We start from the raw sequence: 13,396 nt of genomic DNA, 5'->3' as shown, positions 1-13,396 counted from the left end.
GCCTGTGAGTGGTACTTCCCCAGCTCTTCAGCCTCCCGGCGACGCCGTGAAACCGGTGCGACACCCCGACGCTCCCGCACCCGGCGAGCTTCTCGGTGCCCACTACGAACAGTGTTTCGGATGTGGCGGAGAGCAGCACCACGGGCTGCACCTCCAGGCGCGGGCCGGTACGGGTGTCACCGTCACCGCCGAGTTCACCGTGCAGCCCGCCCACCAGGGCGCCCCCGGACTCGCGCACGGCGGTGTGCTCGCGACCGCGCTCGACGAGACCCTCGGCTCGCTGAGCTGGCTGCTGCGGACCGTCGCGGTGACCGGACGGCTGGAGACCGACTTCGTGCGGCCCGTGCCGGTGGGGACGACGCTGTACCTGGAGGGCGAGGTGACCGCGGTGGCCGGACGGAAGATCTACTCGACGGCCACCGGACGCATCGGCGGCCCGGAGGGCCCCGTCGCCGTCCGCGCCGACGCCCTTTTCGTCGAGGTCGCGGTCGAGCACTTCGTCCGGCACGGCCGCGAGGAGGAGATCCAGGCCGCCATGAGCGACCCGGACCAGATCCGCCGCGCCCGCGCCTTCGAGGTGAACCCGTGAGCCCCGCCGACCGTGCCCCGCTGGACGTGCTGATCCGGCGCGTCGACCCCGAGGTGCCGCTTCCCTCGTACGCACAGCCCGGCGACGCCGGCGCCGATCTGCGGACCACCGAGGGCTGCGAGCTGGCGCCGGGGGAGCGGGCGGTGCTGCCCACCGGGGTGTCGATCGCCCTCCCGGAGGGGTACGCGGCCTTCGTGCACCCGAGGTCCGGGCTCGCCGCCCGTTGCGGCGTCGCCCTGGTGAATGCCCCGGGGACGGTTGATGCCGGGTACCGTGGGGAGATCAAGGTGATCGTGGTGAATCTCGATCCGCGCGAGTCGGTGCGGTTCGAGCGCTTCGACCGGATTGCCCAACTGGTAGTCCAGCAGGTCGAGAGGGTTCGCTTCCAGGAGGTCGCGGAGCTTCCCGACTCGGTACGGGCCGAGGGGGGCTTCGGGTCCACCGGCGGCCATGCCGCGGTGGGCGGCGCGAGCGGCACAAGCGATCAGGCCGCCGACGGCGGCGCAACGGGTGGGTATAGATACGCTTCGGTCGTATCCGACCGGGAAGGACAGTGACGTGTTCGGACGTCGCAAGAAGAGGGATGCCGCCGACGGCGCGGCCGGCGAGGCCGAGCAGGTCGTCGACAGCGTCGACACCGAGGCGGACGTAGAGGGCGCGCGCGAGCGCGTGCGGCTCGAACCCGAGCCGCGGCCCGACGGGCCCTGGGACGACACCGAGGTGCGCGAGCCGGGCGAGGGCCGGGTGGACCTCGGCGGTCTGTTCGTGCCGGGCGTCGACGGCATGGAGCTGCGGGTCGAGGTGGCCGGTGACGCGATCGTCGCCGCCACCGTCGTGCTGCACGACAGCGCCATCCAGCTCCAGGCCTTCGCCGCTCCCAAGCGCGAGGGCATCTGGAGCGAGGTGCGCGAGGAGATCGGCTCGGGCATCACCCAGCAGGGCGGCATCGTCGACGAGGTCGAGGGTCCGCTGGGCTGGGAGCTGCGGGCCCAGGTGCCGGTGCAGCTGCCCGACGGCACGGGCGGCTTCCAGGTCGTGCGCTTCGTCGGTGTGGACGGCCCCCGCTGGTTCCTGCGCGGGGTCATCTCGGGCCAGGGCGCGGTGCAGCCGCAGGCGGCCGGTCTGCTGGAGCAGATCTTCCGGGACACCGTCGTGGTGCGGGGCGAAGGCCCGATGGCCCCCCGTGACCCGATCGTCCTGAAGCTGCCGAACGACGCCCAGATGGTGCCCGAGGGCGTCCAGCAGGAGGAGGCCGGTTCGCGCTTCTCCGGCGGCATGGGCCAGCTCCAGCGCGGACCGGAGATCACCGAGGTCCGCTGAGCACAGCCGTACACGGCTGACCACAGTCGCACACGAAGGGCCGTACCCCGCCGGGGTACGGCCCTTCGTCATGCCGGCCGTTCGTCATGTGCGTGACACCTTGACGGACGGTTGGTCTGTACCTATGGTCTCGGCGCAGCGCCTTGTTCATACAGGCGCTCATCGTTCACATACAAGAACGGATGGCCCCCCACCATGCGCCGTACCGCACTCCTCGCCGCCGTCACCGCCCTGGTCGCGGGCGCCTTAGTCTGGCCCGCCGCCCGCCAGGCCCAGGCCGCCCCGGCCACCTTCGTCCACCCAGGTGTCACCGTCTCCAGGGGGCAGCTGGACCTGGCCCGGACCCAGGTCCAGGCCGGTGCCCAGCCCTGGAAGGGCGCCTTCGACCAGATGCTGGCGAGCAAGTACGCCGACCTCAACCGCACCCCGGCGCCGCGCGCGACCGTCGAGTGCGGTTCGTACTCCAACCCCAACTACGGCTGCACCGACGAGCGCGAGGACGCGATCGCCGCGTACACCGACGCCCTCGCCTGGTACATCACCCGGGACAGCCGCTACGCACAGAAGTCCATCGCGCTCATGGACGCGTGGTCCGCGGTGATCAAGGACCACACCAACAGCAACGCGCCCCTCCAGACCGGCTGGGCCGGTTCCTCCTGGGTCAAGGCCGCGGAGATCGTCAAGTACACGTACACCGGGACCTGGGCCAACTCCGGCCGCTTCGCGACCATGCTCCGCGACGTCTACCTCCCCGAGGTCATCAACGGTTCCAACTCCAACGGCAACTGGGAACTGACCATGATGGAGGCCGCCGTCGGCATCTCCGTCTTCCTGGAGGACCGGACGTCGTACGACAAGGCCATGGCGAAGTTCCGGACCCGTACCGCCGCGTACGTCTACCTGGCCTCCGACGGCGCGGTGCCGAAGACCGTACCCAGCCAGAACCTCGACACCACGGCGAAGATCGTCGCTTACTGGCAGGGCCAGTCCACCTTCGTCACCGGTCTCACCCAGGAGACCTGCCGCGACTTCACCCACACCGGGTACGGCATCTCGTCCATCTCGCACATCGCCGAGACCAGCCGTATCCAGGGCCAGGACCTGTACGGGACCGACGTCGGCGAGCGGCTGCGGCAGGCGCTCGGCTTCCAGTCCAAGTACCAGCTCGGCACCGCCGTCCCGAGCTGGCTGTGCGGCGGCACGCTGAACCTCGGGCTCGGTCCCGTCACCGAGGTCGGCTACAACGCCCTGCACAACCGGCTGGGCATCGCGATGACCAACACCCAGGCACTCACCCTCCAGAACCGTCCCGCCGGCAGCAACAACCTGTTCGTCGCCTGGGAGACCCTCACCCACGGGGACAACGCGGGCTGAGCCACGCGCACCCACGGGGACGACGCCGGCCGAGCCGCGCACCCCGGGGGCCGGCGCGGCCACGGCCGCGCCGGCCCCGCGCCGGACGCGTCAGGGTTGTGTCAAGGACGACCTCCATCCCCCTTTCTCGACCGTTTTGCCGCCCTGGTCGGCCGTAAGGTCGACGCTGCGCACGCAGGCGGCACGGGAAGACAATGGGGCCATGGCACGCGGCAAGCTTCGGATCTATCTCGGTGCGGCACCGGGTGTCGGCAAGACGTACGCGATGCTGTCCGAGGCGCATCGGCGGGTGGAGCGCGGCACCGACTGCGTGGTGGGGTTCGTCGAGCATCACGACCGGCCGCGCACCGAGGTGATGCTGCACGGCCTGGAGCTGGTCCCGCGCCAGGAGCTCGACCACCGGGACGCGGTCTTCACCGAGATGGACGTGGACGCGGTGCTCCGGCGCGCGCCCGCCGTCGCCCTGGTGGACGAACTGGCCCACACCAACGTCCCGGGCTCCCGCAACGCCAAGCGCTGGCAGGACGTGGAGGAACTGCTCGCCGCGGGCATCGACGTGGTCTCGACGGTGAACATCCAGCACCTGGAGTCGCTGGGCGACGTGGTGGAGTCCATCACGGGGGTGCGCCAGCGCGAGACCGTGCCGGACGAGGTGGTGCGCCGGGCCGACCAGATCGAGCTGGTCGACATGTCGCCGCAGGCGCTGCGCCGCCGGATGGCGCACGGCAACATCTACCAGCCGGACAAGGTCGACGCGGCCCTGTCGAACTACTTCCGGCCCGGGAACCTGACCGCCCTGCGGGAGCTGGCTCTGCTCTGGGTGGCGGACCGGGTCGACGAGTACCTCCAGCAGTACCGCAGCGAGCACCGGGTCTCGACGATATGGGGTTCACGCGAGCGGATCGTGGTCGGTCTGACCGGTGGCCCGGAGGGCCGGACGCTGATCCGGCGGGCCGCACGGCTGGCCGAGAAGGGCGCGGGCGGCGAGGTGCTGGCCGTCTACATCGCCCGCAGCGACGGGCTGACCTCGGCCTCGCCGAAGGAGCTGACCGTCCAGCGGACCCTGGTCGAGGATCTGGGCGGCACCTTCCACCACGTGGTCGGCGACGACATACCGGCGGCCCTGCTGGCCTTCGCCCGCGGGGTCAACGCCACCCAGATCCTGCTCGGCGTCTCGCGCCGCAAGAGCTGGCAGTACGTCTTCGGGCCGGGCGTGGGGGCGACCGTGGCCCGGGAGTCGGGGCCCGACCTCGACATCCACCTGATCACCCATGGCGAGGCGGGCAAGGGGCGCGGGCTGCCGGCCGCCCGGGGCGCTCGGCTGGGGCGGGTCCGGATCATCTGGGGCTGGCTCGTCGGCGTGGTGGGCCCGGTGATCCTGGCGCTGCTGCTGAACACGGTGGACCTGGGCCTCGCCAACGACATGCTGTTGTTCCTGGCGCTGACCGTGGCGGCCGCCCTGCTCGGCGGGCTGCTCCCGGCGCTCGGCTCGGCGGCAGTCGGATCGTTCCTGCTGAACTACTACTACACGCCCCCGCTGCACCGGCTGACGATCGCCGATCCGAAGAACATCGTGGCCATAGCGATCTTCGTGGGGGTCGCGGTGTCGGTGGCCTCGGTCGTGGACCTCGCCGCCCGGCGCACCCACCAGGCGGCCCGGCTGCGGGTGGAGTCGGAGATCCTCTCCTTCCTCGCGGGCGACGTGCTGCGCGGCGAGACCAGCCTGGAGGCGCTGCTGGAGCGGGTGCGCGAGACCTTCGGCATGGAGTCGGCGGCGCTGCTGGAACGGGAGAGCGACGTGGCGCCGTGGACCTGCGCGGGGAGCGTGGGACTCGGTCGGCCGCTGGAGCGGCCCGAGGACGCCGACGTGGACATGCCGGTCGGGGACCACATGGCGCTGGCGCTCACCGGGCGGGTGCTGCCCGCCGAGGACCGCCGGGTGCTGGCCGCGTTCGCGGCCCAGTCCGCCGTCGTCCTGGACCGGCGGCGGCTGCGGGAGGAGGCCGACCGGGCCCGCGCGCTGGCCGAGGGCAACCGCATCCGCACCGCGCTGCTGGCCGCCGTCAGCCACGACCTGCGCACTCCGCTCGCCGGGATCAAGGCGTCGGTGTCGTCCCTGCGTTCGGAGGACGTCGAGTGGTCCGAGGAGGACCGGGCCGAGCTGCTGGCGGGCATCGAGGAGGGCGCCGACCGCCTGGACCACCTGGTCGGCAATCTGCTCGACATGTCCCGCCTCCAGACCGGCACGGTCGCCACGATCATCCGCGAGACGGACATCGACGAGGTCGTGCCGATGGCGCTCGGCGGCGTTCCCGAGGACAGCGTCGAGCTGGACGTCCCCGAGACCCTGCCCATGGCCGCGGTCGACGCCGGGCTGCTGGAGCGCGTGGTGGCCAACCTGGTCGAGAACGCGGTCAAGTACAGCCCGCGTGGCGCGCGCGTCCTGGTGGCCGCCAGCGCCATCGCGGACCGGGTCGAGGTGCGGGTGGTGGACCGCGGGCCGGGCGTCCCGGACGAGGCGAAGGAACGCATCTTCGAGCCCTTCCAGCGCTACGGCGACGCCCCGCGCGGCGCCGGTGTCGGCCTCGGCCTCGCGGTCGCGCGCGGCTTCGCCGAGGCGATGGGCGGCACGCTCGCCGCCGAGGACACCCCCGGTGGCGGCCTCACCATGGTCCTCACCCTGCGCGCGGCGGGAGCGGGCCCCGAACCCGCGCCTGCCGATCCCGTCCGGCCCGCACGGTCACAAAGTCCCGTGCAACCAGAAGGGCCCGTGCAACCACTACGGCCCGTAGAACCGCAAAGGCAGGTCAGATGACCCGGGTGCTCGTGATCGACGACGAGCCGCAGATCGTCCGCGCCCTCGTGATCAATCTCAGGGCCCGCAAGTACGAGGTCGACGCCGCCTACGACGGCGCCACCGCGCTCCAGCTCGCCGCGGCCCGTCACCCGGACGTGGTCGTCCTCGACCTCGGCCTGCCCGACATGGACGGCGTCGAGGTGATCAAGGGGCTGCGCGGCTGGACCCGGGTGCCGATCCTGGTGCTGTCCGCGCGCCACTCCTCCGACGAGAAGGTCGAGGCGCTCGACGCGGGCGCCGACGACTACGTCACCAAGCCGTTCGGCATGGACGAGCTGCTGGCCCGGCTGCGGGCCGCGGTCCGCCGGGCCGAACCCGTCGGGGCCGGCGAGGACGACGCGCTGGTGGAGACCGAGGGCTTCACCGTCGACCTGGCCGCCAAGAAGGTCAACCGGGACGGCAGGGACGTACGCCTGACGCCCACCGAGTGGCATCTGCTGGAGGTGCTGGTGCGCAACACCGGCCGGCTGGTCAGCCAGAAGCAGCTCCTCCAGGAGGTCTGGGGCCCCTCCTACGGGACCGAGACGAACTACCTTCGGGTGTACATGGCCCAGTTGCGCCGCAAACTGGAGGCGGACCCCTCGCATCCGCGGCACTTCATCACGGAGGCGGGGATGGGCTACCGGTTCGAGAAGTGAGCCGGAGCACGGGGCCGGTTCGGGCGCCGTCACCGCGGGTACGTCCTTGGCAGGGCACCCCGGTACGCTTCAGATATGAGTGCTGTTCCTCGTTCCGAGAAACCGGTGGGCCGGTTCCGGCGCATGTTCGACCGGCTCTCCTCGTCACAGGAGGACCTGGAGTCCGAGGAGCTGCGGGAGGACGCCGAAACCGCCGGTTGCATCCGCATCGGTGACTGCCAGGACCGGCAGATCGTTACGGTTACTGGTACCTTGCGCACGGTCACCCTGCGGCCGCGAGCCGGAGTCCCGGCCCTGGAAGCCGAGTTGTTCGACGGCTCCGCGGCGCTGGACGTGGTCTGGCTCGGCAGGCGTTCCATCGTGGGCATCGAACCCGGGCGCAGACTGATCGCGTCGGGCCGGATCTCGATGAGCCGGGGCCGGCGGGTGCTTTTCAATCCCAAGTACGAACTGAGACCCCTCGGACGGGAGTAGCCGGTGACGTCGCTCGACAAGCCGACCCAGGACACTCAGCAGGACGACGCCCGGGCGGTGACCGAAGCCGCGCTCTTCGAGGCGTTCGGCGGGGTGCGGGGCATGGTCGAGACGGTGCTGCCCGGCCTGCTCTTCGTCACCATCTTCACGATCAACAAGGACCTGCACTGGTCGGCCATCGCCGCGCTGGTGGTGTCGCTGGTCCTGGTCGTCGTCCGGCTGGTGATGAAGGACACCGTCAAGCACGCCTTCAGCGGTGTCTTCGGCGTCGCCTTCGGAGTCGTGTTCGCGATGATGACGGGCAATGCCAAGGACTTCTACCTCCCCGGCATGCTCTACACGCTGGGCCTGGCCCTGGCGTACATCATCACCACGCTGTGCGGTGTCCCGCTGATCGGCCTGATCCTCGGCCCGGTCTTCAAGGAGAACCTCTCCTGGCGGACCCGCAACCCCGGCCGCAAGAAGGCGTACGCCAAGGCCAGCTGGGCGTGGGGCCTGATCCTGCTCGCCAAGTGCGCGGTCCTCTTCCCGCTGTACTGGTGGGCGAACACCGCCCAGCTCGGCTGGGTGCTGGTCGCCCTGAAGATCCCGCCCTTCCTGCTGGCCGTCTGGCTCACCTGGGTCTTCCTGGCGAAGGCACCTGCGCCGATCGACGTCTTCGCCGAGATGGAGGCGGAGGAGAAGGCCGAGGAGGAGCGCAAGGCCGCGCTCGCCGCCGAGGCCGCGGAACGCGGCGAGGCCACGGGCGGACGCCACCGCCGCTAGGCCGACGACGTGAGTACGACGATGGGGGCGCCCGGAGATCTCCGGGCGCCCCCATCGTCGTAGACCCGAGGCGCTAGTCCGAGGTGCCGTCGCGGCGCACCGACAGCAGGTCCTCCAGCTGCTCCTCGCGGGCCTGCGCGGCCACGAACAGCAGTTCGTCACCCGCCTCCAGGGAGTCCTCCTGGGTCGGGGTGAGGACGCGGTTGCCGCGGATGATGGTGACCAGCGAGGTGTCCTCCGGCCACTCCACATCGCCGACCTGGGTGCCGGCCAGGGCCGACTCCTCCGGCAGGGTCAGCTCGACGAGGTTGGCGTCGCCGTGGCTGAAGCGCAGCAGCCGGACCAGGTCGCCGACGCTCACCGCCTCCTCGACCAGGGCCGACATCAGGCGGGGGGTGGAGACGGCCACGTCAACGCCCCACGACTCGTTGAAGAGCCATTCGTTCTTCGGGTTGTTGACGCGGGCGACCACCCGCGGAACGCCGTATTCCGTCTTCGCCAGCAGGGAGACGACCAGGTTGACCTTGTCGTCGCCCGTCGCGGCGATCACGACGTTGCAGCGCTGGAGCGCCGCCTCGTCCAGCGAGGTGATCTCGCAGGCGTCGGCCAGCAGCCACTCCGCCTGCGGGACCCGCTCGACCGAGATGGCGGTCGGCGCCTTGTCCACGAGGAGGACCTCGTGGCCGTTCTCCAGCAGCTCGCCCGCGATCGAACGGCCGACCGCACCGGCACCGGCAATGGCGACCCTCATCGGTGACCGCCCTCCTTCGGGCCCTCGGCGAACGCCGCCTCGACCTTCTCGACGTCGTCGGTGCGCATCATCACGTGCACCAGGTCGCCCTCCTGGAGCACGGTCAGCGAGGTCGGCACGATCGCCTCCCCGAGGCGCGTCAGGAACGCCACCCGTACGCCCGTCTCCTCCTGGAGCTCACTGATCCGGTGACCGACCCAGGAGCTGGAGGCGTGCACCTCGGCGAGCTGCACACCGCCGGTGGGGTCGCGCCACAGCGGCTCCGCGCCGGACGGCAGCAGCCGGCGCAGCATCTGGTCGGCCGTCCAGCGGACGGTGGCGACCGTCGGAATGCCCAGACGCTGGTAGACCTCGGCGCGCCGGGGGTCGTAGATACGGGCCGCGACGTTCTCGATGCCGAACATCTCGCGGGCCACGCGGGCCGCGATGATGTTCGAGTTGTCGCCGCTGGACACCGCGGCGAACGCGCCGGCCTCCTCGATGCCGGCCTCGCGCAGGGTGTCCTGGTCGAAGCCGACGCCGGTGACCCGACGGCCGCCGAAAGAGGAGCCCAGTCGTCGGAAGGCGGTGGGGTCCTGGTCGATCACAGCGACCGTATGCCCCTGTTGCTCCAGGGTCTGCGCGAGAGCGGAACCCACTCTGCCGCAGCCCATGATGACGATGTGCACGACGTCCTTCCGGGGTCAAGGGTTGTTGACTATGGCTTGAACAGGGTCTCAGACCGCCGCCCAAGCTACACACGCGCGGTGCGCGCAGGGCACCCCTGTGCAGTCACTCCGCGGTCCTACCCGCGGTGTCGTCCGCGCAGTCATCGCGTTGCGGTCCTTGCGCCGCCGTCCTGGAGCGACGGTCGGCGGCGCTCAGCGGCGCGTGATGCTGCGCACGCTGCACAGGGTCAGGAATCCGAGGCCGACAAGGCTCACGGCGGCGCCGATCAGCTCTGCGGTCGTGGACATGGAACCTCCGGGGGCGGCTACGGCAGGGGTTCAGACATCTAGGCACGGTGGCCGCGCCACCTGCGGAATCAGTGGCCCGTCGAGTCGTCGAGTTCACCCGTGAGGCATATCTCGGGTGCCAGGTGGGCGAGTCTGTGTTCGAAGGCCTACGATGCTCAGTTGTGTCCAAACTGACCGACGTGCCCAAACGGATCCTGATCGGGCGCGCACTGCGCAGTGATCGGCTCGGGGAAACCCTGCTGCCGAAGCGCATCGCCCTCCCCGTCTTCGCCTCCGACCCGCTGTCCTCCGTCGCGTACGCGCCCGGAGAGGTACTGCTGGTCCTGTCCATCGCGGGCGTGTCGGCGTACCACTTCAGCCCCTGGATCGCCGTCGCGGTCGTCGTGCTGATGTTCACCGTGGTCGCCTCCTACCGTCAGAACGTCCACGCCTATCCCAGCGGCGGCGGCGACTACGAGGTGGCGACCACCAACCTCGGCCCACGGGCGGGTCTCACGGTCGCCAGCGCGCTGCTCGTCGACTACGTCCTCACCGTCGCGGTGTCCATCGCCTCCGGCATCGAGAACCTCGGCTCCGCCGTCCCCTTCGTCGTCGAGCACAAGGTGTTCTGCGCGGTCGCCGTGATCGTGCTGCTGACGCTGATGAACCTGCGCGGCGTCAAGGAGTCGGGCACGCTCTTCGCGATCCCGACGTACGTCTTCGTCGCCGGCGTCTTCATCATGATCGCCTGGGGCGCCTTCCGCGGTCTGGTCCTCGGCGACACCATGAGCGCGCCGACCGCCGACTACCACATCAAGGCCGAGCACCAGGGCCTCGCGGGCTTCGCGCTCGTCTTCCTGCTGCTGCGCGCCTTCTCCTCCGGCTGTGCCGCGCTCACCGGCGTCGAGGCGATCTCCAACGGTGTCCCGGCGTTCCGCAAGCCCAAGTCGAAGAACGCGGCGACCACGCTGGCCATGATGGGTCTGCTCGCCGTCACCATGTTCTGCGGCATCATCGCGCTGGCCATGTCGACCAAGGTCCGGATGGCCGAGAACCCGGCCACCGACCTGATCCACAACGGCGTCCCGGTCGGCTCCGGCTACGTACAGAACCCGGTGATCTCCCAGGTCGCCGAGGCCGTGTTCGGCAAGGGCAGCTTCCTGTTCATCGTGCTGGCCGCGGCGACCGCCCTGGTGCTGTTCCTGGCCGCGAACACCGCCTACAACGGCTTCCCGCTGCTCGGCTCGATCCTCGCCCAGGACCGCTACCTCCCGCGCCAGCTGCACACCCGCGGCGACCGCCTGGCCTTCTCCAACGGCATCGTGCTGCTGGCCGGCGCGGCGAGCCTCCTGGTCGTCATCTACGGCGCCGACTCCACCCGGCTGATCCAGCTGTACATCGTCGGCGTGTTCGTGTCCTTCACGCTCAGCCAGATCGGCATGGTCCGGCACTGGAACCGCCACCTGGCCACCGAGCGGAACCCCGACGAGCGCCGTCACATGCTCCGCTCGCGCGCCATCAACACCTTCGGCGCGTTCTTCACCGGCCTGGTCCTGGTCGTCGTCCTCGTCACCAAGTTCACGCACGGTGCCTGGGTCGCCCTGCTCGGCATGTTCATCTTCTTCGTGACGATGACGTCCATCCGTCGCCACTACGACCGGGTGGCCGAGGAGATCGCGGCCCCGGAGGGCCCGAGCGACGACAGCCTGCGGCCGTCCCGGGTGCACTCGGTCGTGCTGATCTCCAAGATCCACCGCCCCACCCTGCGTGCCCTTGCCTACGCCAAGCTGATGCGCTCCAACACCCTGGAGGCGCTCACCGTCAACGTCGACCCGGCGGAGACCAAGGCGCTGCGCGAGGAGTGGGAGCGGCGCGGCATCGACGTACCGCTGAAGGTGCTCGACTCGCCGTACCGCGAGATCACGCGGCCGATCATCGAGTACGTCAAGGGCCTGCGCAAGGAGTCCCCGCGCGACGTGGTCTCCGTGATCATCCCCGAGTACGTGGTCGGCCACTGGTACGAGCACCTGCTGCACAACCAGAGCGCGCTGCGGCTCAAGGGCCGCCTGCTGTTCACGCCGGGCATCATGGTGACCTCGGTGCCGTACCAGTTGGAGTCCTCCGAGGCGGCCCGCAACCGGGCCCGCAAGCGCCAGGACTGGAACGCTCCCGGCGCGGTCCGGCGCGGTCCGGCGGAGGAGCGCCAGAAGGAGTCCACGACGGCCGAGAGCTGACCGGGCGGCCGGGCGACCGGTGTGCGCCTCGTGGTGAGCGGCCGGACGACACCCACGTAGACTGGTGGGCTGTTGTCCGGCCGTTCCTCTCTCGATGTTGTGGAGTCACCCCGCCATGCAGGCAGAACCGAAGAAGTCACTGGTCGGGGCGGAGTACGAGGTCGAGGTCGGCCCCGTCGCCCACGGCGGCCACTGCATCGCCCGTACGTCCGAGGGCCAGGTGCTCTTCGTCCGGCACACGCTGCCCGGCGAACGAGTCGTGGCCCGGGTGACCGAGGGCGAGGAGGGCGCCCGCTTCCTGCGCGCGGACGCGGTCCAGGTGCTGGAGGCCTCCAAGGACCGAGTCGAGGCACCCTGCCCCTACGCCGGCCCCGGCCGCTGCGGCGGCTGCGACTGGCAGCACGCCAAGCCCGGCGCCCAGCGGCGCCTCAAGGGCGAGGTGATCGCCGAGCAGCTCCAGCGGCTCGCGGGCCTCACCCCCGAGGACGTCGGCTGGGACGGCACGGTGATGCCGGCCGAGGGCGACAAGCTGCCCGCCGGTGAGGTGCCGCAGTGGCGCACCCGCGTCCAGTACGCCGTGGACGCCGACGGCAACGCCGGACTGCGCCGCCACCGCTCGCACGAGGTCGAGCCAATCGAGCACTGCATGATCGCCGCGCCCGGTGTCAGCGAGCTCGGCATCGAGGAGCGCGACTGGTCCGGCATGGTGTCCGTGGACGCGATCGCCGCCACCGGCTCCCAGGACCGCATGGTGATCCTGGAACCCCGCCCCGGCGCCCGCCTGCCCCTCGTCGAGCTCGACAAGCCGGTCTCGGTGATGCGGGTCGCCGAACAGGACGGCGGTATCCACCGCGTCCACGGCCGCGCGTTCGTGCGCGAGCGCGCCGACGGCCGCACCTACCGCGTCGGCAGCGGCGGCTTCTGGCAGGTCCACCCGATGGCCGCCGACACCCTCGTCAAGGCCGTCATGCAGGGCCTGCTGCCCCGCAAGGGCGAGATGGCCCTCGACCTGTACTGCGGCGTCGGCCTCTTCGCCGGCGCCCTCGCCGACCGCCTCGGCGAGACGGGCGCGGTCCTCGGCATCGAGTCCGGCAAGCGCGCGGTCGAGGACGCGCGCCACAACCTCGCCGCCTTCGACCGCGTCCGCATCGAACAGGGCAAGGTCGAATCCGTCCTCCCCCGCACCGGTATCACCGAGGTCGACCTCATCGTCCTGGACCCGCCGCGAGCGGGCGCGGGCAAGAAGACGGTCGAACACCTCTCGTCGCTGGGCGCCCGCCGCATCGCATACGTGGCCTGCGACCCGGCGGCCCTGGCCCGCGACCTGGCGTACTTCCGCGACAACGGCTACAAGGTGCGCACCCTGCGCGCGTTCGACCTGTTCCCGATGACGCACCATGTGGAGTGCGTGGCGATCCTGGAGCCTGCGGGGAAGGGTCGCTGACCTGCTGTTTCCCTG

12 protein-coding genes are annotated in these 13,396 nt (G+C 70.8%); 10 read left to right on the top strand and 2 right to left on the bottom strand.

Annotation, left to right across the window (positions count from 1 at the left end; translation table 11 throughout):
• Positions 1–4: 4 nt before the first annotated feature.
• The 8 genes from FNH09_RS11990 to FNH09_RS11955 all read left to right on the top strand — a co-directional run bounded on the left by FNH09_RS11990 (position 5) and on the right by FNH09_RS11955 (position 8,017).
• Complete coding sequence (locus FNH09_RS11990; RefSeq protein WP_162468446.1) at positions 5–589, top strand: hotdog domain-containing protein; 585 nt, start codon at positions 5–7, stop codon at positions 587–589.
• Positions 586–1,146 carry a dUTP diphosphatase gene (gene dut / locus FNH09_RS11985; RefSeq protein ID WP_338017544.1) on the top strand — a complete coding sequence of 187 codons (561 nt, stop codon included), beginning with the start codon at positions 586–588 and terminating at the stop codon, positions 1,144–1,146. The genes FNH09_RS11990 and dut overlap by 4 nt, the downstream gene beginning before the upstream one ends.
• 1 nt (position 1,147) lies before the next feature.
• On the top strand, positions 1,148–1,909 hold the full coding sequence (locus FNH09_RS11980; protein ID WP_162468445.1) for a DUF3710 domain-containing protein: 762 nt from the start codon (positions 1,148–1,150) through the stop codon (positions 1,907–1,909).
• 195 nt (positions 1,910–2,104) lie between these two features.
• Positions 2,105–3,283: an alginate lyase family protein gene (locus FNH09_RS11975; RefSeq protein ID WP_152886960.1), complete on the top strand. Its 1,179-nt coding sequence runs from the start codon at positions 2,105–2,107 to the stop codon at positions 3,281–3,283.
• Positions 3,284–3,485: 202 nt separating this feature from the next.
• Positions 3,486–6,098, top strand: coding sequence for a sensor histidine kinase (locus FNH09_RS11970; protein WP_152886958.1), 2,613 nt, complete (start codon positions 3,486–3,488; stop codon positions 6,096–6,098).
• On the top strand, positions 6,095–6,778 hold the full coding sequence (locus FNH09_RS11965; protein ID WP_152886956.1) for a response regulator: 684 nt from the start codon (positions 6,095–6,097) through the stop codon (positions 6,776–6,778). Before FNH09_RS11970 ends, FNH09_RS11965 begins: the two co-directional genes overlap by 4 nt.
• Before the next feature lie 75 nt (positions 6,779–6,853).
• The gene (locus tag FNH09_RS11960) at positions 6,854–7,252 is read left to right on the top strand and encodes an OB-fold nucleic acid binding domain-containing protein (protein WP_152886954.1); all 399 of its coding nucleotides are present in this window, start codon (positions 6,854–6,856) and stop codon (positions 7,250–7,252) included.
• Between the two features lie 3 nt (positions 7,253–7,255).
• Positions 7,256–8,017, top strand: a complete 762-nt coding sequence (locus tag FNH09_RS11955; RefSeq protein ID WP_162468444.1) for a DUF3159 domain-containing protein — start codon at positions 7,256–7,258, stop codon at positions 8,015–8,017.
• A gap of 73 nt (positions 8,018–8,090) precedes the next feature.
• Here FNH09_RS11955 and FNH09_RS11950 read toward each other — a convergent pair whose 3' ends face one another.
• Together FNH09_RS11950 and FNH09_RS11945 are read right to left on the bottom strand one after the other, a co-directional pair.
• Positions 8,091–8,768, bottom strand: coding sequence for a potassium channel family protein (locus FNH09_RS11950; RefSeq protein ID WP_152886953.1), 678 nt, complete (start codon positions 8,766–8,768; stop codon positions 8,091–8,093).
• Complete coding sequence (locus FNH09_RS11945; RefSeq protein ID WP_162468443.1) at positions 8,765–9,436, bottom strand: NAD-binding protein; 672 nt, start codon at positions 9,434–9,436, stop codon at positions 8,765–8,767. The genes FNH09_RS11950 and FNH09_RS11945 overlap by 4 nt, the downstream gene beginning before the upstream one ends.
• A 449-nt stretch (positions 9,437–9,885) precedes the next feature.
• Between FNH09_RS11945 and FNH09_RS11940 the strand changes: the two genes are divergently transcribed.
• Together FNH09_RS11940 and FNH09_RS11935 are read left to right on the top strand one after the other, a co-directional pair.
• On the top strand, positions 9,886–11,937 hold the full coding sequence (locus FNH09_RS11940; RefSeq protein WP_162468442.1) for an amino acid permease: 2,052 nt from the start codon (positions 9,886–9,888) through the stop codon (positions 11,935–11,937).
• 115 nt (positions 11,938–12,052) lie between these two features.
• On the top strand, positions 12,053–13,381 hold the full coding sequence (locus FNH09_RS11935) for a class I SAM-dependent RNA methyltransferase (RefSeq protein WP_152886951.1): 1,329 nt from the start codon (positions 12,053–12,055) through the stop codon (positions 13,379–13,381).
• Positions 13,382–13,396: the final 15 nt, after the last annotated feature.

It is taken from the genome of Streptomyces adustus (assembly GCF_009377175.1).
GTDB classification, from domain to species: Bacteria; Actinomycetota; Actinomycetes; order Streptomycetales; family Streptomycetaceae; genus Streptomyces; species Streptomyces adustus.
Note: the sequence above shows the minus strand (reverse complement) of the source record. Positions and strands in the feature narration are given on the sequence as shown.

Excerpts from the sequence above, each read along its gene's own strand:
- FNH09_RS11960 (WP_152886954.1), top strand. The coding sequence starts at position 6,854 with ATGAGTGCTGTTCCTCGTTCCGAGAAACCGGTGGGCCGGTTCCGGCGC.
- FNH09_RS11950 (WP_152886953.1), bottom strand. The coding sequence starts at position 8,768 with ATGAGGGTCGCCATTGCCGGTGCCGGTGCGGTCGGCCGTTCGATCGCG.
- FNH09_RS11975 (WP_152886960.1), top strand. The coding sequence starts at position 2,105 with ATGCGCCGTACCGCACTCCTCGCCGCCGTCACCGCCCTGGTCGCGGGC.
- FNH09_RS11935 (WP_152886951.1), top strand. The coding sequence starts at position 12,053 with ATGCAGGCAGAACCGAAGAAGTCACTGGTCGGGGCGGAGTACGAGGTC.
- FNH09_RS11970 (WP_152886958.1), top strand. The coding sequence starts at position 3,486 with ATGGCACGCGGCAAGCTTCGGATCTATCTCGGTGCGGCACCGGGTGTC.
- FNH09_RS11965 (WP_152886956.1), top strand. The coding sequence starts at position 6,095 with ATGACCCGGGTGCTCGTGATCGACGACGAGCCGCAGATCGTCCGCGCC.